24 protein-coding genes and 2 pseudogenes are annotated in these 19,233 nt (G+C 61.5%); 6 read left to right on the forward strand and 20 right to left on the reverse strand.

Translation table 11 applies throughout. The annotated features are described in order from the left end of the window. Positions 1-18: 18 nt before the first annotated feature. A complete protein-coding gene (gene mtgA, locus BT116_RS18435; protein WP_072346198.1) occupies positions 19-741 on the reverse strand; it encodes a monofunctional biosynthetic peptidoglycan transglycosylase in 723 nt (240 codons plus the stop codon). A gap of 73 nt (positions 742-814) precedes the next feature. On the opposite strand from mtgA, the gene BT116_RS18440 reads away from it, so the two are divergent. From BT116_RS18440 to trmB, 4 genes are all read left to right on the forward strand, one after another. Then, entirely contained in the window at positions 815-1,195 is a 381-nt protein-coding gene (locus BT116_RS18440) for a DUF423 domain-containing protein (protein ID WP_072346200.1), read from the forward strand. A 97-nt stretch (positions 1,196-1,292) separates the two neighbouring features. Next, positions 1,293-1,493 carry a sulfur carrier protein ThiS gene (gene thiS, locus BT116_RS18445; protein WP_018609493.1) on the forward strand — a complete coding sequence of 67 codons (201 nt, stop codon included), beginning with the start codon at positions 1,293-1,295 and terminating at the stop codon, positions 1,491-1,493. A 54-nt stretch (positions 1,494-1,547) separates the two neighbouring features. After that, a complete protein-coding gene (locus BT116_RS18450; protein WP_003177480.1) occupies positions 1,548-2,342 on the forward strand; it encodes a thiazole synthase in 795 nt (264 codons plus the stop codon). Between the two features lie 9 nt (positions 2,343-2,351). Then, positions 2,352-3,077: a tRNA (guanosine(46)-N7)-methyltransferase TrmB gene (gene trmB, locus BT116_RS18455; protein WP_018609495.1), complete on the forward strand. Its 726-nt coding sequence runs from the start codon at positions 2,352-2,354 to the stop codon at positions 3,075-3,077. A gap of 129 nt (positions 3,078-3,206) precedes the next feature. Here trmB and BT116_RS18460 read toward each other — a convergent pair whose 3' ends face one another. The 10 genes from BT116_RS18460 to BT116_RS18505 form a co-directional block, all read right to left on the reverse strand. Beyond that, positions 3,207-3,530, reverse strand: a complete 324-nt coding sequence (locus tag BT116_RS18460; RefSeq protein WP_003177482.1) for a DUF3392 domain-containing protein — start codon at positions 3,528-3,530, stop codon at positions 3,207-3,209. Between the two features lie 21 nt (positions 3,531-3,551). After that, complete coding sequence (gene hemW, locus BT116_RS18465; RefSeq protein WP_072346202.1) at positions 3,552-4,751, reverse strand: radical SAM family heme chaperone HemW; 1,200 nt, start codon at positions 4,749-4,751, stop codon at positions 3,552-3,554. After that, positions 4,748-5,344 carry an RdgB/HAM1 family non-canonical purine NTP pyrophosphatase gene (rdgB, locus tag BT116_RS18470; RefSeq protein WP_072346204.1) on the reverse strand — a complete coding sequence of 199 codons (597 nt, stop codon included), beginning with the start codon at positions 5,342-5,344 and terminating at the stop codon, positions 4,748-4,750. Before rdgB ends, hemW begins: the two co-directional genes overlap by 4 nt. Further along, on the reverse strand, positions 5,341-5,775 hold the full coding sequence (locus BT116_RS18475; RefSeq protein ID WP_072346206.1) for a DUF4426 domain-containing protein: 435 nt from the start codon (positions 5,773-5,775) through the stop codon (positions 5,341-5,343). The genes rdgB and BT116_RS18475 overlap by 4 nt, the downstream gene beginning before the upstream one ends. Positions 5,776-5,800: 25 nt before the next feature. Next, complete coding sequence (gene metW, locus BT116_RS18480) at positions 5,801-6,421, reverse strand: methionine biosynthesis protein MetW (protein WP_072346208.1); 621 nt, start codon at positions 6,419-6,421, stop codon at positions 5,801-5,803. 7 nt (positions 6,422-6,428) lie between these two features. Next, on the reverse strand, positions 6,429-7,568 hold the full coding sequence (locus BT116_RS18485) for a homoserine O-succinyltransferase MetX (protein ID WP_063323960.1): 1,140 nt from the start codon (positions 7,566-7,568) through the stop codon (positions 6,429-6,431). Between the two features lie 307 nt (positions 7,569-7,875). Beyond that, positions 7,876-8,166 carry a DUF167 domain-containing protein gene (locus tag BT116_RS18490; protein ID WP_072346210.1) on the reverse strand — a complete coding sequence of 97 codons (291 nt, stop codon included), beginning with the start codon at positions 8,164-8,166 and terminating at the stop codon, positions 7,876-7,878. Positions 8,167-8,171: 5 nt separating this feature from the next. Then, positions 8,172-8,762, reverse strand: a complete 591-nt coding sequence (locus BT116_RS18495; protein ID WP_063323962.1) for a YggT family protein — start codon at positions 8,760-8,762, stop codon at positions 8,172-8,174. Between the two features lie 10 nt (positions 8,763-8,772). Next, the gene (proC, locus tag BT116_RS18500) at positions 8,773-9,591 is read right to left on the reverse strand and encodes a pyrroline-5-carboxylate reductase (RefSeq protein ID WP_072346212.1); all 819 of its coding nucleotides are present in this window, start codon (positions 9,589-9,591) and stop codon (positions 8,773-8,775) included. A 35-nt stretch (positions 9,592-9,626) separates the two neighbouring features. Further along, a complete protein-coding gene (locus BT116_RS18505; protein ID WP_063323964.1) occupies positions 9,627-10,313 on the reverse strand; it encodes a YggS family pyridoxal phosphate-dependent enzyme in 687 nt (228 codons plus the stop codon). A gap of 53 nt (positions 10,314-10,366) precedes the next feature. Between BT116_RS18505 and BT116_RS18510 the strand changes: the two genes are divergently transcribed. Then, the gene (locus BT116_RS18510; RefSeq protein ID WP_072346214.1) at positions 10,367-11,401 is read left to right on the forward strand and encodes a type IV pilus twitching motility protein PilT; all 1,035 of its coding nucleotides are present in this window, start codon (positions 10,367-10,369) and stop codon (positions 11,399-11,401) included. A gap of 205 nt (positions 11,402-11,606) precedes the next feature. On the opposite strand, the gene BT116_RS18515 is transcribed toward BT116_RS18510, so the two are convergent. Continuing rightward, positions 11,607-12,218: a C40 family peptidase gene (locus tag BT116_RS18515; RefSeq protein WP_072346216.1), complete on the reverse strand. Its 612-nt coding sequence runs from the start codon at positions 12,216-12,218 to the stop codon at positions 11,607-11,609. A 249-nt stretch (positions 12,219-12,467) separates the two neighbouring features. Between BT116_RS18515 and BT116_RS18520 the strand changes: the two genes are divergently transcribed. Then, the gene (locus tag BT116_RS18520; RefSeq protein WP_072346218.1) at positions 12,468-12,896 is read left to right on the forward strand and encodes an NINE protein; all 429 of its coding nucleotides are present in this window, start codon (positions 12,468-12,470) and stop codon (positions 12,894-12,896) included. 123 nt (positions 12,897-13,019) lie between these two features. Here BT116_RS18520 and BT116_RS18525 read toward each other — a convergent pair whose 3' ends face one another. From BT116_RS18525 to BT116_RS31490, 8 genes and pseudogenes are all read right to left on the reverse strand, one after another. Further along, positions 13,020-14,291, reverse strand: coding sequence for a dihydroorotase (locus BT116_RS18525; RefSeq protein WP_072346220.1), 1,272 nt, complete (start codon positions 14,289-14,291; stop codon positions 13,020-13,022). Continuing rightward, a complete protein-coding gene (locus BT116_RS18530; RefSeq protein WP_003177495.1) occupies positions 14,288-15,292 on the reverse strand; it encodes an aspartate carbamoyltransferase catalytic subunit in 1,005 nt (334 codons plus the stop codon). Before BT116_RS18530 ends, BT116_RS18525 begins: the two co-directional genes overlap by 4 nt. Before the next feature lie 24 nt (positions 15,293-15,316). Then, positions 15,317-15,823, reverse strand: a complete 507-nt coding sequence (gene pyrR, locus BT116_RS18535; protein WP_003206474.1) for a bifunctional pyr operon transcriptional regulator/uracil phosphoribosyltransferase PyrR — start codon at positions 15,821-15,823, stop codon at positions 15,317-15,319. 85 nt (positions 15,824-15,908) lie between these two features. Then, entirely contained in the window at positions 15,909-16,346 is a 438-nt protein-coding gene (gene ruvX, locus BT116_RS18540) for a Holliday junction resolvase RuvX (protein ID WP_003177497.1), read from the reverse strand. Then, entirely contained in the window at positions 16,346-16,915 is a 570-nt protein-coding gene (locus BT116_RS18545) for a YqgE/AlgH family protein (protein WP_003206472.1), read from the reverse strand. Before BT116_RS18545 ends, ruvX begins: the two co-directional genes overlap by 1 nt. Positions 16,916-17,053: 138 nt before the next feature. After that, positions 17,054-18,193, reverse strand: coding sequence for an RHS repeat-associated core domain-containing protein (locus tag BT116_RS18550; protein WP_072346222.1), 1,140 nt, complete (start codon positions 18,191-18,193; stop codon positions 17,054-17,056). Between the two features lie 198 nt (positions 18,194-18,391). Beyond that, a pseudogene (locus BT116_RS31890) lies at positions 18,392-18,481 on the reverse strand (energy transducer TonB); the annotation flags it as partial. Between the two features lie 75 nt (positions 18,482-18,556). Further along, positions 18,557-19,233 (reverse strand): annotated as a pseudogene (locus tag BT116_RS31490) (hypothetical protein); the annotation flags it as partial.

Genomic DNA, 19,233 nt, shown 5'->3' on the forward strand with positions numbered 1-19,233 from the left:
CGATCATAAAGCGGGTGGCTACTGCGCCCAAGGTGCTCGCCGCGAATCATTGAGCCCCAGCAAATAACTGTCGCCTCCCAACTGGCTCATCTGCTGGCGAATCCAGCTCGCCCTGCGCAGCACGTAAGGGCTCGGCCGGCTGGCGCTCCATTTCCGCGGGTTAGGCAAGACCGCTGCCAACAGGCTGGCCTGCTGCCGGGACAACGCGTCGGCGCTGACGCGAAAATGATGCCGTGCTGCGGCTTCGGCCCCGAACACGCCGTCATCCCATTCGACACTGTTGAGGTACACCTCAAGGATCCGCTGCTTGGGCCAGAACACTTCGATCAGTGCGGTGAACCAAGCCTCCAGCCCTTTGCGCAGCCAGCTGCGACCGGACCACAGGAACAGGTTCTTGGACACTTGCTGGCTGAGGGTGCTGGCGCCGCGAATCGAACCGCCACGTCCGTTGTGGACGAACGCCGCCTGGATCGCGCCGATGTCGAAGCCCCAGTGCTCGGGGAATTTCTGGTCTTCGCCAGCAATCACCGCCACTTTCAGGCTATCGGAGATCTGGTCCCAAGGCTGCCAGGTGCGCTGCAGGTCGATGGGTTCGCCGCCGAACCAGGATTCAACCTTGCGCTCGATCATCAGCGCCGTGAACGGCGGCGGCACCACGCGAAACAACAGCACGAGCACAACGCTGCCAACGGCGAACCAGAGCAGGGCTTTAAGGAATCGTCGAAACAGTAAACGCAGCATAGAGATGGCTTGGCCGAACCCGTCGAGCGGGCCATTATACAGACCCTGCCCACCGAGTCTGACTGGAGTTCCCATGTTGCGTAGCTTTCTGATGCTGGCTGCTTTTTTCGGCTTCACGGGCGTGGCACTGGGAGCATTTGCCGCCCACGGCCTGAAAAACCGCCTGAGCGCCGAGTACCTGGCGATTTTCCACACCGGTGTCACCTACCAACTGGTGCACACCCTGGCGTTGCTGGGCGTTGCGCTGCTGGCTACGCACATTCCCGGTCGCGTCGTCACCTGGGCCGGGATTTCGTTTGTCATCGGCATCCTGTTGTTCTCCGGCAGCCTGTATCTGCTGACCCTCACCGGTATCAGCAAGCTGGGCATCATCACGCCGTTCGGCGGCGTGGCCTTCCTGGTCGGCTGGCTCTGCCTGGGGCTAGCGGCCTGGCGCCTCCAGCTTGCCGCTTGAAGCTTGCCGCTTGTAGCTCTCCCTGACCAAGGGGCTTGGGTCCCCCAGACTGATCGGGCTAGAATGCCAGCCCCTAAAAATGATGACGGCATCCGGCATGCGCATTCAGTTGAACGGCGAACCCCTTGATCTGCCCGACGGCGAAACCGTTGCGGCCCTGCTGACCCGTCTGGAACTCACCGGGCGTCGGGTGGCGGTGGAACTCAATCTGGATATCGTCCCGCGCAGCCAGCACGCCGAAACCACCTTGAACGACGGCGACAGCGTCGAAGTGGTCCACGCCATCGGCGGCGGCTAGTCGCCTCGGTTTCGCAGCCTTTCGCAAGAACCTCACCCCAACAGAGGATTTCCCATGAGCATCGTTCGTAGCGACAAGCCCTTCGTCCTGGCCGGTCGTACCTACCAGTCGCGCTTGCTGGTAGGCACCGGCAAATACCGCGACATGGAAGAAACCCGCCTGGCCATCGAAGCCTCTGGCGCCGAAATCGTGACCGTCGCCGTGCGCCGGACCAACATCGGCCAGAACCCGGGCGAACCGAACCTGCTGGATATCCTGCCGCCGGATCGCTACACCATCCTGCCGAATACCGCCGGCTGCTTCGACGCCATCGAGGCCGTGCGCACCTGCCGCCTGGCCCGTGAACTGCTCGACGGCCACAACCTGGTGAAGCTGGAAGTGCTGGCGGACCAGAAAACCCTGTTCCCCAACGTGATCGAAACCCTCAAGGCTGCCGAAACCCTGGTCAAGGAAGGTTTCGACGTGATGGTCTACACCAGCGATGACCCGATCATCGCCCGTCAGTTGGCGGAAATCGGCTGCATCGCGGTCATGCCGCTGGCCGGCCTGATCGGCACGGGCCTGGGGATCTGCAACCCGTACAACCTGCAGATCATCCTGGAAGAAGCCAAGATCCCGGTGCTGGTGGATGCCGGTGTCGGTACCGCCTCCGACGCCACCATCGCCATGGAACTGGGTTGCGAAGCGGTGTTGATGAACTCCGCCATCGCCCACGCCCAGCAGCCGATCCTAATGGCCGAAGCCATGAAGCACGCCATTGTCGCCGGTCGCCTGGCGTACCTGGCTGGCCGCATGCCGAAAAAACTTTACGCCAGCGCCTCCTCGCCGCTGGATGGTCTGATCAAGTAAGAGCCATTGATGACTGAATCGAACGACACGCCGGTCCTGCCGGAAGAAGGCGAAGAGCGCCAGCACCGCCGCATCAAGAGTTTCGTGATGCGCGCCGGGCGCATGACTGAAGGCCAGCAGCGCGGCCTGGAGCAGGGTGCGCCGCTGTTTGTCCTGCCGCTTGCCGATGCGCCGGTGGATTTTGACCAGGTGTTCGGCCGCTCGGCCCCGCGCTCGCTGGAAATCGGCTTCGGCATGGGCCACTCGCTGCTGGAAATGGCCGCCGCTTCGCCGGAGCAGGATTTCATCGGTGTGGAAGTCCACCGTCCCGGTGTCGGTGCGCTGCTCAACGGCGTACTGACCCAGGGACTGACCAACCTGCGGGTCTACGATTGCGACGCCATCGAAGTGCTCAACCGCTGCGTGGCCGACAACAGCCTCGACCGGCTGATGCTGTTCTTCCCGGACCCTTGGCACAAAAGCCGCCACCACAAGCGCCGTATCGTCCAGGCGTCGTTCGCTGAGCTGGTGCGCAGCAAGTTGAAGGTCGGTGGTGTGCTGCACATGGCCACCGATTGGGAACCCTATGCCGAATACATGCTGGAAGTGATGAATGTCGCGCCGGGCTATCGCAACTTGGCCGAAGACGGCAAGTGCGTCCCGCGCCCGGCTGAACGGCCGATCACCAAGTTCGAGCGCCGTGGCGAACGCCTTGGGCATGGGGTGTGGGATTTGAAGTTCGAGAAGTTGGCGTAAACACCAGGCGGTAAAACTGTGGGAGCGAGCTTGCTCGCGATGAGACCATGACATTCAGCATCAATGCTGCTGTCAGGCCGCCATCGCGAGCAAGCTCGCTCCCACAGTTGTTTTGTGGTGTCGGAGGAATCAGCGCCGATCCGCCACCACGCCAATCAACACCAGCACCACCAACAACACCGGTGCCAGGCTGTAGTTGTTGAACTGGCTCAAGCCCCGAACGACCCACGGCGTGGCATAGATCAGTGCCGCGCCGCTGCCGATCATGCACAGCAGGGCGATCAACGGGACGCGCAAGGCGCCGGCGATGCTGCCCAGGCGTTGCTCGACCCAGCCCTTGATGTCGGCACCAAACAACACCAGCAGGCAGCCTACCAATGCCAGGGAGATTTCCGACAGGTTGCTGCGGCTCCAGCGGGACACGGTGGCGAGCAGGTCGAGTACCAGATCCATTCGATTTCCTTGTTTGGGTAATTAGCTCAAAAATGTCTGCAGCAAGTCGTTGAGAAACAGCTGTCCGCGCTCGGTGGCCGCCAGACGTGTCGGTTCGACCTGCAACAGCCCGCTTTGTTCGGCCTCGCGCCGGCCTTCGGCCAGGCTTTGCAGGGGCAGGCCGGTGCGCTGCGAAAACAGTTGAGCGTCAACGCCTTCGGTCAGGCGCAGGGCGTTCATCAGGAACTCGAACGGCAGCTCTTCGTTGGTCAGGGTTTTTTCCCCTGCCAGGAAGCGCTTGGCCAGGTTGAGATAGTCCTTGGGCAGGCGGGTCTTCCAAGTGCGTACGATGCGCCCGTCCGGATGGCTGAGCTTGCCGTGGGCACCGGCACCGATGCCAATGAAGTCGCCGAAACTCCAATAATTGAGGTTATGCCGCGCCGCCCGACCGGGTTGGGCGTAGGCCGAGACTTCGTATTGGGCGTAGCCGTGCTCGGCCAGCAGGGCTTGCCCGGCTTCCTGGATGTCCCACAGCGTGTCGTCTTCGGGCAAGGTCGGCGGCTGGTTCCAGAACACCGTGTTCGGCTCCAGCGTCAGCTGATACCAGGACAGGTGGGTCGGCTTCAAGGCGATGGCTTGGCGCAGGTCGCCCAGGGCGTCGTCGAGGGACTGGTCGGGCAGGCCATGCATCAGGTCCAGGTTGAAGTTATCGAACCCGGCCTGACGGGCCATGCCGGCGGCGCGCACCGCCTCGTCACCTTTGTGGATCCGTCCCAGGGCCTCGAGCTTGGCCTGCTGGAAGCTCTGGATGCCGATGGACAGGCGATTGATGCCCAAGGCCCGGTAAGCGACGAATTTTTCTTGCTCGAAGGTGCCGGGGTTGGCTTCCAGGGTGATTTCAATGTCCTGGGCGAAAGGTATCCGCGCCTCGACCCCCTTGAGCAATCGCCCCAGGGCTTGGGCGCTGAACAGGCTCGGGGTGCCGCCACCAAAAAAGATCGAGCTCAACGGGCGACCATGAACCGCATGCAGATCCTGGTCGAGGTCGGCCAGCAAGGCGTCGACATATTCCTCTTCCGGCAACTGCGGGCTGGCGGTGTGGGAGTTGAAGTCGCAATACGGGCATTTGCGCACGCACCACGGGATGTGGACGTACAACGCCAGGGGCGGCAGCACCGGCAGCGGCGCCCGAAGCGTTTGTACACCGCCATGAATCAGCGGTGTGGGAGCGTCGTCGATCATTGCAGGCCCAGGCGTTGACGCAGCAGGGCCATCGCACGGGCGCGGTGGCTCAGTTGGTTCTTTTCCACCGGCCCCAGCTCGGCGCTGGAGCAATTGCGCTCCGGCACCCAGAACAACGGGTCATAGCCAAAACCATGCTCGCCGCTGGCTTCGGTGAGGATGCGCCCGTGCCACAGGCCTTCGCAGAGGATCGGCAGCGGATCATCGGCATGGCGGACCAGGGCCAGCACGCACACGAACTGCGCGCCGCGCTCGGCTTCGGGCACGTCCTTGAGGGCGTCGAGCAGCTTGGCATTGTTCGCCGCGTCACCTTTGCCGTCAGCGTAACGGGCCGAGTAAATGCCTGGCGCGCCGCCCAGGAAGTCCACGGCCAGCCCGGAATCGTCGGCCAGCGCTGGCAGGCCCGAGATGCGTGCGGCATTGCGGGCCTTGAGGATGGCGTTCTCGACAAACGACAGGCCGGTCTCTTCCGGTTCCACCTGGCTGAACTCGCCAATCGAGCGCAAGTGCACCGATCCGCCGAGCATGGCCTGCAGTTCCTTGAGCTTGCCGGCGTTGTGGCTGGCCAGTACGAGTTGGGTGAGGTTCATCATTCGCCTGGGAACAGTTCCTGGTTGAAGTTGAGGGTGTTGATCTTGTCGCCGGTTTGCACCTTGATCTCGAAGGTGCGGGTTTCCTGCTGGGGCACTGGGTATTGGGCGATGTAGTAGATCGCGCCTGGCTCGGTCACCTGCTTGAATTTCAGCGGGATGCTCTGGCTGGTGAGGTCTTTCACCGTGCCGCTGACCTGGGCCATCAAGGGCTTGCCATCCTTGAGCACCGAGATGTTGATCACGCCTTGTTGCTTGCTGCGAATCAGCTCGGCAGCCTTGGCGATATCCGGCGTCAGGAAGGTGGAGTTGAACGTGTTGTAGTGCACGGTGACGTCACCGAACACTTCCTTGCGCTCGCCCTTGATGACATCGGCGGCCATGGCGCTAACGCTCAGGCAAGCGGTGATGAGAAACAACGCTAGACGGTTCATGTCGTGCTCCTGGTGAGGCCGGGGCTCACACCGCGACCTGATAATCGGTAAGGCCTGGGCTGCTGACCCGATAGATGCCTATTTCACCTAACAGATTAGGCCATAGCTTGCTGGCCCACCCGTGGCGGTGCTGCTGGTCCACGGCCAGGCGATCGATGACCTTGGCTTCACGCTCGCGGCACAGCGCTTCGAAATCCTCAAAGGTGCAGAAGTGGATGTTCGGCGTGTTGTACCAGGTGTAGGGCAGGAACTCCGAGACCGGCATGCGGCCCTTGCTCGCCAGGTACCAGCGGCAACGCCAATGGCCAAAGTTGGGGAAGGTGATGATGCACTGGCGTCCGACCCGCAGCATTTCGTCGAGGATCTTGTCCGGATAGTGCACTGCTTGCAGCGCCTGGGTCATGACCACGATGTCGAAGCTGTTGCTAGCAAAGTTGCCCAGGCCCTTGTCCAGGTCCTGCTCGATCACGTTGATGCCCTTGGCGACGCACTCGGCAATGTTCTCCGGGTCGTTTTCCAGGCCGTAGCCGCTGACTTGCTTGTTGTCCCGCAGCCAGGTCAGCAGTTCGCCGTTGCCGCAGCCCAGGTCGAGCACGCGGCTGCCGGCGGGGATCCATTCCTGGATGATTTCCAGATCGGCTCTCATGGCGTCCTCACAGCGTTATACGGTTCATGTAGTTGCCGAACGCCTGCAGGTAGCGCGGGATCGGGATCAAAAAGGCGTCGTGACCCTGGGGCGCGTCGATTTCCAGGTAGCAGACGTCCTTGCGCGCGGCCATCAGCGCGTCCACCAGCTCCCGCGAGCGCGCCGGGGAGAAGCGCCAGTCGGTGGTGAACGACATCACGCAGAACTTGGCGGTGGCATTGGCGAAGGTTTTCGCCAGGTTATCGTCGAAGTTCGCCGCCGGATCGAAGTAGTCCAGCGCCTTGGTCATCAACAGGTAGGTGTTGGCGTCGAAACGCCCGGAGAACTCTTCACCCTGATAACGCAGGTAGCTCTCGACCTGGAACTCGACGCTGTGGAAGTCGTAGTTGAGCTTTTCGCTCTTGAGGCCACGGCCGAATTTCTCGCCCATGGAGTCGTCGGACAGGTAGGTGATGTGCCCGACCATCCGCGCCAGCATCAGCCCGCGCTTGGGGATCACGCCGTGCTCCTGGAACGAGCCGCCGTGGAACTCGGGGTCGGTGAGGATCGCCTGGCGCGCCACTTCGTTGAAGGCGATGTTCTGCGCCGACAGCTTGGGCGCCGAGGCGATTGCCAGGCAGTGGCGCACGCGGTCCGGGTAGGTGATGGTCCACTGCAGGGCTTGCATGCCCCCCAGGCTGCCGCCGATCACGGCTGCCCACTGGCCGATCCCGAGGCGATCGGCCAGGCGTGCCTGGCTGTGGACCCAGTCTTCCACGGTCAGCACCGGGAAATCGGCACCGAAAGGTTTGCCGGTGTCCGGGTTGAGGCTGCTGGGGCCGGTGGAGCCGTTGCAGCCGCCCAGGTTATTCAGGCTGACCACGAAGAACTTGCTGGTATCGATGGGCTTGCCCGGGCCGATGCAGCTGTCCCACCAGCCGGGCTTGCGGTCGTCGACGCTGTGGTAGCCGGCGGCGTGGTGATGCCCCGACAAGGCGTGGCAAATCAGCACGGCATTGCTCGCCGTGGCATTGAGGGTGCCGTAGGTTTCGTAGATCAGGTCATAGGCTGGCAACGAACGGCCGCAGGCCAGGGCCAGGGGCTCGCTGAAATGCGCCATTTGCGGCGTCACCAGACCAACGGAATCGGGGGGAAAGGCAGCTGGCATCGACCCTGCTCGCGTTGAAATGAGGCGTAAGTCTAAAGACCGCTGTGGCAGGCGGCAAGCAAAGGCGCGGGACGGATTTTTTGGCCCACCGCAAACCAGTCGCCGGAAGATTTATCTGTGGTGAGGATATTTCTCTGTGGCCAGGTGGGATTTCTCTGTGGCGAGGGGATTTATCCCCGTTGGGCTGCGCAGCAGCCCCTGAAGCTGGCATCTCGGTGTGTCAGGTTGATTGAGTCGCTGCTTTTAGGGCCGCTTCGCAGCCCAGCGGGGATAAATCCCCTTGCCACAAGGTTCCGGCGCTAACCGATCAAGTGCGTGTTAGCCCAGGCAACTCCGGCAGCTTCTTCGGCGAATGAATCCGCACCCGCTTCTGCCGGTTCAACTCGCCACTGATCAGGCTGACCTGGCTCTTGGACACGCCAAACGCCTTGGCCAGGAACGCCATCAGGTAGGCGTTGGCCTTGCCCTCGACCGGCGGGGCGGTGAGGCGGATCTTCAGGCGGTCACCGTGCAGCCCGGCGAAATCATCGCTGCGGGCTGCCGGTTGCAGGTGACACTCCAGGATCAGGTCGTCGCCATCCCAGCGAAAGTAGCTCACCGGGGTCAGATCAGCAGGCGCAGGATTTCCGGCATCATGGTGATCGCCGCCAGGTTGTTGATCACCAGCATGTCGATCAGCTTGAGCACCATGAACGCCAGGATCGGCGAGATATCCAGGCCGCCAAGGTTCGGCACGATACGACGGAACGGTGCCAGGGCCGGTTCGCAGATCTGGTTGACCAGTTCGGCACCTGGGTTATGGCTGCCCGGCGCGACCCACGACAGGATCACGCTGATGATCATGGCGAAGAAGAAAATCTTCAGGAACAGCGCGGTCACGCCAATGAGCGACCAGATCAGCAGTTGCAACGGGTTGCCGGTGGTGCCGTAGGTCAGCAGCAGGGTCAGGGCCATCAGCGCCAGTTGCACCAGGATCGCCAGTACCAGCGAGGACATGTCCAGGCCGAACACGCTTGGGATGATCCGGCGCAGTGGCTTGAGCAGCGGCTGGGTGGCCTTGACGATGAACTGGCAGAGCGGGTTGTAGAAGTTCGCGCGCACCAGTTGCAGCACGAAACGCAGCAGCACGATCAGCAGGTACAGGCTGCCGAGGGTTTGCAGCACGTAGACCGCTGCAGTGTTCAATCCAATCATGAATAACTCCTTATTGGCCCAGTTGTTCGGCCATTTCGGCCGAGCGGTGCGCGGCGGCGCCGAGTGCTTTTTCCACCAGGGCTTCGAAGCCCCCGGCCTGGAACGATTTGATGGCCGCTTCGGTGGTGCCGGCCGGTGAGGTCACGCGGCGGCGCAGCTCGGCCGCGTCGACGTCGCTGGAGACAGCCATGTGTGCGGCGCCGAGTGCGGTCTGCAAGGTCAGCTGGGCGGCGGTTTCCCGGGGCAGGCCGAGTTTCTCGCCGGCGGCGGTCATGGCTTCGATCAGCAGGAAAAAGTACGCCGGGCCTGAGCCGGAGACGGCGGTGACGGCGTCCAATTGCTGTTCGGTGTCCAGCCACAGTGCCAGGCCGACAGCCGACAGCAGTTCCTCGGCCTGCTGGCGTTGTGCGGCGGACACTTGGGAAGTAGCGAACAGGCCGCTGACGCCCTGGCGCAGCAGTGCCGGGGTGTTGGGCATGCAGCGTACGATCGGCTGCTCGCCGAGCCAGTTGTTCATGCTGGCGCACGTGATGCCGGCGGCAATCGACACCACCAGTTGATGAGGCTTGAGGCTTGGGCGCAGGGCCGCGCAGACGGTTTTCATCGCTTGCGGCTTGACCGCCAGCACGATGACGTCCGCGCCGTCGATGGCCTGGGCGTTGTCGGCGAAGGTTTGGATGCCGTGTTCGCGGCTCACCCGGTTGCGGGTCTCTTCACCCGGATCGCTGGCGCGGATCAGGGAAGCGTCCAGGCCCTTGGCCCGCAGGCCGCCGATCAGGCTGGCGGCCATATTGCCGGCGCCGATGAAGGCAATACGCGTGTTGCTCATGACAGGTCCTTATAAAGAGATGAGTCGGCCATGTTTCAGGATTGACCGTAGTCGCGGGCACCGAACAGGGCCGTTCCGATGCGCACCCAGGTGGCGCCTTGGGCAATCGCTGACTCAAGGTCGTGGCTCATGCCCATGGAAAGGGTGTCCAGCGGTAGCGCCAGGCTGGCTTGCAAGCGTTGGACCGCGGCGAAGGCAGCATCCTGGGCGGCGCGGTCTTCGGTGGGTTCGGGAATCGCCATCAATCCGCGCAGTTTCAGGCGGGGCAGGGCGCTGATAGCGCTGGCCAGGGCGGGCAGGTCCGCTGGGGTGCAGCCGGATTTGCTGGCTTCACCGCTGACGTTGACCTGAATGCAGATGTTCAGCGGTGGCAAGTCGGCCGGACGCTGCTCGGACAGACGCTGTGCAATTTTCAAGCGATCCACGGAATGCACCCAGTCGAAATGTTCGGCGATAGCGCGCGTCTTGTTCGATTGAATGGGGCCGATGAAGTGCCAGATCAAGGGCAGGTCGGTCAGTTCGAGCTGTTTGCCCAAGGCTTCTTGCAGGTAGTTCTCGCCGAAGTCCCGCAGGCCGGCGGCATAGGCTTCGCGCAGGGCCTGGACGGGCTTGGTCTTGCTCACGGCCAGCAGCTGAACACTGTGTTCGGCACGCTGGGCGGCCTGCTCCGCAGCGCGGATGCGCGAACTAACCTGAGCGATGTTGTCTGCTATCGTGGACATAAAGAAGCGCCAGCGGTGAGGTTCGCGGCATTCTACTGGAATTGAGGAGCGCTATGGATATCACTGAGTTACTGGCGTTCAGCGCCAAGCAGGGCGCGTCGGACCTGCACCTGTCCGCCGGGCTGCCACCGATGATCCGCGTCGATGGCGATGTCAGGCGCATCAACCTGCCGGCATTGGACCACAAGCAGGTTCATGAACTGATCTACGACATCATGAACGACCGGCAACGGGTAGATTACGAAAAGTTTCTGGAGACCGATTTTTCCTTCGATGTGCCGGGCGTGGCGCGGTTCCGGGTCAACGCCTTCAACCAGAATCGCGGTGCGGGGGCCGTGTTTCGGACCATTCCGTCGAAAGTCCTGACCATGGAAGACCTGGGGATGGGCGAGGTATTTCGCAAAGTGACCGAGGCGCCTCGCGGACTGGTGTTGGTGACCGGGCCGACCGGTTCAGGCAAGTCCACCACATTGGCGGCCATGATCGATTACTTGAACAGCCACAAGCACCATCACATCCTCACCATCGAAGACCCTATCGAATTCGTTCACGAACCGCGCAAATGCCTGATCAACCAGCGTGAGGTGCACCGCGACACCCAGGGTTTCTCCACGGCCCTGCGTTCGGCCCTGCGGGAGGACCCGGACGTGATCCTGGTGGGGGAGATGCGCGACCTGGAGACCATTCGCCTGGCGCTGACAGCCGCGGAAACCGGGCACCTGGTGTTTGGCACCCTGCACACCACATCGGCGGCCAAGACCATTGACCGGGTGGTGGACGTGTTCCCCGGCGACGAGAAGTCCATGGTTCGTTCGATGCTGTCGGAATCACTGCAGGCGGTGATTTCCCAGACGCTGGTCAAGAAGATCGGCGGCGGCCGGATCGCGGCGCATGAAATCATGCTGGGCACCTCGGCCATTCGGAACCTGATCCGTGAAGACAAGGTGGCGCAGATGTACTCGGCCATCCAGACGGGGGGTTCGCTGGGAATGCAGACTCTGGATATGTGCCTGAAGGAACTGGTGAACAAAGGCTTGATCAGCCGCGAACATGCGCGGGAGCGGGCGCGTACGCCGGATAATTTCTAGAGGGGCAAGCGGTGTGACCTATGGCGGGGGGGTATCTGTGGCGAGGGGATTTATCTGTGGCGAGGGGATTTATCCCCGCTGGGGCGCGAAGCGCCCCCCAACAATATAAGGCTTTCACCTTTATTTCAGGCTGGCCATTTGGGGCTGCTTCGCAGCCCAACGGGGATAAATCCCCTCGCCACAGGGGGCCGGTGAGCGCTTCAGATCAGCGCTGAACCACGCGCATCGCACCCGGCTCTTTCGGCAGCACGCGCTTGGCCACCACGTAATGGGTGTTCCAGTACGGTTTGTTCAAGGTGTCGATGCTCACCGACTTGCCACGGCGCGGGGCGTGGATGAAGCGGTCGTTGCCCAGGTAGATGGCCACGTGGTTGACCCGGCGGCTCTTGAGCTTGAAGAAGATCAGGTCACCGGGCTTGAGGTCCTTGCGCTCGACTTTCTCGCCATGACCGGCGGCCATGGCGTTGGAGGTGCGCGGCAGGTCGAAGGTGGCGTCGTTGAAGGCGTATTTCACCAGTCCGCTGCAATCGAAACCTTTACTTGGGCTACTGCCGCCCCAACGATAAGGTGTGCCCAGTACATTCACGGCGCGACTCAACACATTGCTGCTCGCTTTGGTCGCCATCGGCGGGACCAGCTTGCTGTTGGTCGTGCTCACGCGCTGGGCGCTTGGCTTGTCCTTGCTCAAGGAGGCAGAGACATGGGATTTCGGGGTATAGCCGTTGACGTTGGGAAGACGTTGCTCACGATTGGTGGCGTGGGCGGCCAGTGGCAATAATAGGCAAATGGTTAGCCATGTCTTGAAAAATGGACGCATTAGGCAAGGCTCTTAAAGGTTGGCGCGCAACTTTATAACAGCTTTTTTTGCCATTCCGAGGCCGTTTGTCGATTCGAAACGCAGCGAAAAAACCGGCGAAATGCGACAAGTTGACCTGATTGTCCGACAGAACCCCTATATCACGGGGCTTTCGCCGGTTCGAATCGCCCAGGACCGCTTGTCGGCTGGACACGAAAAAGTCACAAAAACTCCGAAAAAATTTATCTATCGAGGCAAAAGAGGCCATTCATGAACAGCTATCAGCAGAACGCCAGCCACGATACCCACAGCAAAGTCATTGGGTATCTGCTGTGGATTTTCGGTTTTACCGGCGCCCACCGTTTCTATTACGGCAAGCCGGTCACGGGCACGATCTGGTTCTTCACCTTCGGCCTGCTGGGCATTGGTTGGCTGATCGACCTGTTCCTGATCCCGGCCATGGATCGCGAAGCGGACCTGCGGTTTACCCCGGGGCCTATCGAGTACAGCGTGGCGTGGATTCTGCTGACGTTTCTCGGGGTGCTGGGCGTACACCGCATGTACCAGGGCAAATGGCTCAGCGGGATCCTTTACTTGCTGACTGGCGGGGTATTTTTCCTGGGGGTGCTATATGACTTCTGGACGCTGAATGATCAGGTGTCGATCCGTAATGCGCAGAAGCGTGGGGCTTTTCAGTAAGACCTGGTCGCCTGCATCGCGAGCAAGCTCGCTCCCACACTGGATTGAGGTGTTCACACATCATGTGTTCACCAAAGATCCACCTGTGGGAGCGAGCTTGCTCGCGATAGGCGCGGCGCGGTATCAGGCCTGGTGGGTAATCCGCCCATCCATCAGGGTGTAACGCACCGCACCCGGCAGGCTATGGCCGATGAACGGGCAGTTGTCACCCTTGGAGCGCCAGGCTTCACCGGCCACGGTAGACGCGGCGGGGTCGAACAGCACCAGGTCCGCCGCTGCGCCCACCGCCAGTTTCCCCGCCGGCAATTGCAGTGCCTGGGCCGGGCCGTCGCTCAGGCGTGCCAGCAGGGTCGGCAGGTCCAACAAGCCGTCTTCCACCAGCGTCAGCGCCAGCGGTAACAGCAGTTCGACACTGCTGATGCCCGGCTCGGTGGCGCCGAACGGTGCCAGCTTGGCATCGCGCTCATGGGGTTGGTGGTGGCTGGAGATGGCCGAGATCACCCCGGATTTCACCGCCTCGCGCAGGCCATCGCGGTCGGCGCGGGTGCGCAGTGGCGGCTGGACGTGGTAGACGCTGTTGAAATCGATCAGTGCTTCGTCGGTCAGGATCAACTGGTACAGCGCCACATCGGCGGTCACCGGCAAGCCGCGGGCCTGGGCCTGGGCGATCAGTGCCGCACCGCGAGCACTGGTCAGTTGGCTGAAGTGCGCGCGCACGCCGCTTTGCTCGACCAACAGCAGGTCCCGGGCCAGGGCCACGGTTTCGGCGGTTTCCGGGATGCCCGGCAGGCCGAGGAAACTGGCGGTCGGGCCTTCGTGGGCCAGGCCACCTTCGGCCAGGTCGTGGTCCTGGGAGTTGAAGATCACCGTCAGGCCGAAGGTCGCCGCGTATTCCAGGGCGCGGCACAGGGTACGGGTGTTGCGGAAACTGTTCAGGCCGTTGCCGAACGCCACGCAACCGGCGTCGCGCAGGGCGATGAGCTCGGCCAGTTGCTCGCCGTCCAGGCCCTTGCTCAGTGCGCCAATCGGGAAGACCTTGGTGTTGCCGGCCTCGCGGGCACGGTCGAGGATCAGTTCGGCGACGGCCGAGGTGTCCAGCACCGGTTTGGTCTGCGGCGGACAGCACAGGCTGGTCACGCCCCCGGCGGCGGCGGCCCGGGTTTCGCTGACGATGCTGCCTTTGCGGCTGTAGCCCGGTTCGCGCAGGGCGACGTTCAGGTCCACCAGGCCAGGGGCGGCCACCAGGCCATGGGCGTCGAGGACCTCGACGGCCACGAAGCCGACCGGAGCGGCGCCCAGGGCGACGATCTTGCAGGCATCGATATGGATATCAGTCACTTGATCCAGGCCACTGGCTGGATCGATCACGCGTGCGCCGAGAATGCTGAGCTTCACTGGGCGTTCTCCTGGTCGAATTGGCGCTGGGCCGTTTGCCCGCTCATGGCCATGGACAGCACGGCCATGCGGATGGCGATGCCGTAGGTCACCTGGTTGAGGATCACTGAGTGTGGCCCGTCAGCCACCGCTGATTCGATTTCCACGCCGCGGTTGATCGGTCCCGGGTGCATGACGATGGCGTCCGGCTTGGCCCCGGCCAAACGGGCGGTGGTCAGGCCGAACAGGCGGTAGAACTCGCCTTCGCTGGGCAGCAAGCCGCCGGTCATGCGTTCGCGTTGCAGGCGCAGCATGATCACCACGTCCACATCCTTGAGGCCTTCGGTCATGTCGGTGTAGACCTTCACGCCGTATTGCTCGACGCCGATGGGCAGCAGGGTCTTCGGCGCGATCACGCGGATGTCCGGGCAGCCGAGGGTCTTGAGGGCCAGCATGTTCGAACGGGCCACCCGCGAGTGCAGGATGTCGCCGACGATGGCCACCGACAGGTTTTCGAAGCTGCCCTTGTGTCGACGGATGGTCAGCATGTCCAGCATGCCCTGGGTCGGGTGGGCGTGACGGCCGTCGCCGCCGTTGATGATCGCCACCTGTGGGCAGACGTGCTCGGCAATGAAGTGCGCGGCGCCGGAATCACCGTGGCGCACGACGAACATGTCGGCGGCCATGGCTTCGAGGTTGCGCAGGGTGTCGAGCAGGGTTTCGCCCTTGCTCGCCGAGGACGTGGACACGTTGAGGGTGATCACGTCCGCCGACAGCCGCTGGGCCGCCAGTTCGAAGGTGGTGCGGGTGCGGGTGGAGTTTTCGAAGAACACGTTGCACACGGTCTTGCCGCGCAGCAACGGGACTTTCTTCACCGCCCGGGCGCCGACTTCGAGGAACGAGTCGGCAGTGTCGAGGATTTCCGTCAACAGCTCGCGGCGCAGGCCGTCGAGGGACAGGAAGTGCCGCAGCTGGCCCTGATCGTTGAGCTGCAGCGGGCGCTTGGTTTCGAGAGGCGTCATCGCGATGGACTCTTACAAGGGCAGTTAAAGGGCAAGGTCTTGCAGTTCGAGTTGCAGTGGCGACGGCCCGGAGAGCTTGACCCGCTCATGGGCGGCCAGCGTCAGCGTCGCGCCGACCACGTTCGGCCGGATCGGCAGCTCGGCGGCGTCCAGGTCCAGCAGGCACACCAGCGTCACGCTGGCCGGGCGGCCGTAGTCGAACAGTTCGTTCATGGCGGCGCGGATGGTCCGGCCGCTCATCAGCACATCGTCGATCAGCACCAGGTGCTGACCTTCGATCTCGAACGGCAGGGCCGAGGGGCGCACTTGCGGGTGCAGGCCGTTCTGGCTGAAGTCGTCGCGGTAGAAGGACACGTCCAGGGTGCCCAGTGGTGATTGGCTGCCCAGTGCTTCGAGCAAGGCCTGGGCGACCCAGACACCCCCGGTGCGAATGCCGATGTAGCGCGGGTCGCTGATGCCGCGGTGTTCCAGGTGTGCCTTGAGACGAATCGCCATCTGGCTGATCAGTTCGGCAGGATTGGGCAGGCTCATGCTGGCTCCTTCAGGTTCCCGCGCCGGTGGTGAGCGGCGCGGCTTATCGCTAAAAGAAAGCGCCTTGGCGGCGCTTTGTAAAAAATCAGGTTTCGAACAGGGCGGCGTTGGCGTCGAGCCAGCCTTGCAACAGCAGGGCGGCGGCGATGGCGTCCACCGGGTTGTCGCGGTAACTGCCTTTCTGCCCACCGCGCACCAGGCGCTCGCCCTTGGCCTCGAAGGTGGTCAGGCGTTCGTCATGGGTATAGAAGGGCAGGTTGTAGCGGCCATTGAGCCGGCGGGCGAACTTTTCGGCGCGCAGGCACATGTCGCTGGGCGTGCCGTCCATATTCAGCGGCAGGCCGACCACCACGGCGTCGGGTTTCCACTCCTTGATCAGCGCTTCGACCTGGTTCCAGTCCGGAACGCCATTCTGTGCCTTCAAGGTGCACAGCTCACGGGCCTGGCCGGTAATGACCTGGCCGACCGCGACGCCGATCTGTTTGGTGCCGTAATCGAAGCCCAGCAGCAAGCGCAGCGCCATCAGGCGTGTCCTGCCTGGCTGGTGAGCAGGCTGAGGTTGACCCCCAGCCGGCTGGCCGCCGCTTCCAGGCGCAGTTCGCTGCTGGTGTTGAACAGGATATCGGCGTCGAACGGGCAGGTCAGCCAGGCGTTGTCGGCCAGTTCGGCTTCCAGTTGCCCGGGTTCCCAACCGGCATAGCCGAGGGCGATCAGGCTTTTTTCCGGGCCGACGCCGTCGGCGATGGCGAACAGCACGTCCTGGGAGGTGGACAGTGACACCCCGTCCAGGTCCACGGTGGCCTGGTATTTGGGGCCCGACGGGTGGAGCACGAAACCGCGGTCAGTCTGCACCGGGCCGCCGATGAAAATCGGCACGTGCTGGCACAAGAGTGGCGGTTCGACCTCGGGGCGCAACTGCTCCAGGATGTCCGCCAGGTTCAATTCCTGCGGGCGATTGATTACCAGCCCCATGGCCCCATTGGCCGTGTGCTCGACGATGTAGGTCAAGGTGTGGGCAAAATTCGGATCGGCCATGTGCGGCATGGCAATCAGGAAGTGATGCTTGAGATAGGTGGGGCTGACGTTTTTCATAGGCGCTAGTGTGGCGCTGGGCGGGTCGGCTGACAAGCGGTGTCAGCGGCATGGCCGGCAAGCAGTGCGCGGGCCGGTAGGTTCCGCCTTGTCGAGCTGACAAGGGCGCGCGCCTCGAAGGAATGTGTTTTATAGACGTTAACCTCGTTGTCGAGGACCGCGCACTTTATTTCTCAGCTCATGCAGCTGATTGAACCTCTTCACCGCTTCATCGTAGGGGACGCGATCTGGAGTTGATAGGTTTTGGGCTATCCACTCAATGTCTTGTGCGCTGACGTCATTAATCATGGAACTGGTTGTTTCAGGAGAGTCTAGGAGATCTTGGAGTCGCAAGGACCATGTTTTTGCAGGTTGGCGTGGCTGGTCTTTTACTAGGTGTGACTGTAGACGATAGACTTTGCCTTTTACCCAGTTGTCAGAACCCTTGTAGTTGCTGTATTTGTGTCTAGTCGCTTCAATCAGCGCAATAATTTTCTCCGGTATGGGCACAGATGTTTTTTCAAGTTGGTCCCCATATGCCCGATGGGTTAGAAAAAATTTATTCGCGGCTAAATCCTGAAGAGATATTCCTCGGTGGGCGCTCTCAAAGGCGCCGGGTATACCTTCGTTAATAAGCTTCTGTAGTTGTTCATCTGCGGATATTTTATACGTGTGGAATGTGTGGATTGTATCTGTAGTTGCGCGATTGATTTTCTTGCTTAAAAAATGAAGTTTAATTTTCCTGAAAGGAATTCTCATTATCCATTTTACTGGTAAATGGCCATTATCATCCCTCCTGTTTATTGGGTCTCCCAGGCAATAGGCATAGCTGTTGATAATGCCCGGCCCAAAGGGGCTCCAGCTGTCCGGGCTGTTGAAGCGCATCAGCACTGGGTTGAAAGCCCGGTAGCCATTACCCAGTAGATAATGGCCCGTTATGGGATCCGGGCGTTCGCCGTTGAAACCGAGCAGACTCAACAGACCGTTTTCCGCAGGGCGATGACCATAGGCTGAATAGGCCACGGGGTTGCGTTCACCCGCGCTGTCGAGCGTGTGCAGGATCGAGCGCTGCTGGTCGGTTGCCAACAGGCGCGTCTCGCCTGGCTGGCTCTGTTGAGCCAGGAGCAAGTCTGCTTGCTGGACCAGTGAATACCGCAGGGCGCCCTGGATTTCGGTGGCCAGGCGGTGCCGACAGTAGAAGCGCTGCAGGTCGGGTTGGCCTGGCACCTGCTGGCCGACCAGTTTGTCCAAGGGGTCGTAGTGATAGCGACAAAGCAATTGCTTTTCAACAGTCGACATGACGTACACCTGGGTTGGCATCGTCAGGCATTGTGCGGGCGGCCATCGTCGGGTGCTACAGACAGAACAGTTAGGTTTTCCTCCTCGCCCGGACCTGGCAAGGCCCTGCTGCCAATGGCTAATGTCGGGTTTGTGCTGGCCAGCCTGGCGGCCCGACCCGCTCACTGCATGCAGTTGGGCGAGGTACGCCGCTCTCGTTCAATTGCTCGAAAGCCGATCACCACGGGCAAACTTCCAGGTGTGGATGATTTCCAGACGGTTGATATCGGTCAGGTTGCCGGTAAAAGGCTCGCCAGATATGCGGGTATGTTTGGCGGCTTGTCACCTGGCTGGGAGTTTTCGGCGCGAGGTAGCCACAAGCCCTCAGAGGCTGCGCCTCAGGCGCTGAATTTTAAGGATCAGTTTCATGTATTCTGCGTTAAACACCTCAGGACCATTTAACGCATTTCTTATTGAGCTTATATCGTTGTCCTTGAAGGTTGACAGGACTCTGGCGTTAATCCAAGTGCGCCCGTCATTTTCCATGATTTGCTCAAAATCTTCGTTCCATTGCGTTGAGGGCTTCTCTCGATTAGCGACCTGTTGCAGTTTTCCGACTCTGTCCTCAACCCACTGTGGGGAGCCCTGTATTAGTTCGGGCTCGGGCTCGCGCTTGAGCAGTTCGAGCTCGCGCTGGATCGGCAATGGGAGGTTGGTTTGTGGCAAGTTGTGCTTGAGGATAACAGACTGGGAAAGCTGTTCCAGTGTCCTGGATTTTTGGCGCTTGGAATACTCGGAGTTGGCTATTCCATTTATTAGAATGTTTTTTAGTTGTTTGTTTTTGTTGGTGAAGAGCATTTTTTCTGCTGACTCTTCAAGTGAGCGGATTTTTCTAATTAAGAGGAAATTCTTGAGAGGTTTGAAAGGGATTGCCGTTATCAGTCTTGTAGAGATATGGCCATTATTATCCCTCCTGTTTATTGGGTCTCCCAGGCAATAGGCATAGCTGTTGATAATGCCCGGCCCAAAGGGGCTCCAGCTGTCCGGGCTGTTGAAGCGCA

This window comes from Pseudomonas sp. NFACC16-2 (genome assembly GCF_900119205.1).
GTDB lineage: Bacteria > Pseudomonadota > Gammaproteobacteria > Pseudomonadales > Pseudomonadaceae > Aquipseudomonas > Aquipseudomonas fluorescens_Q.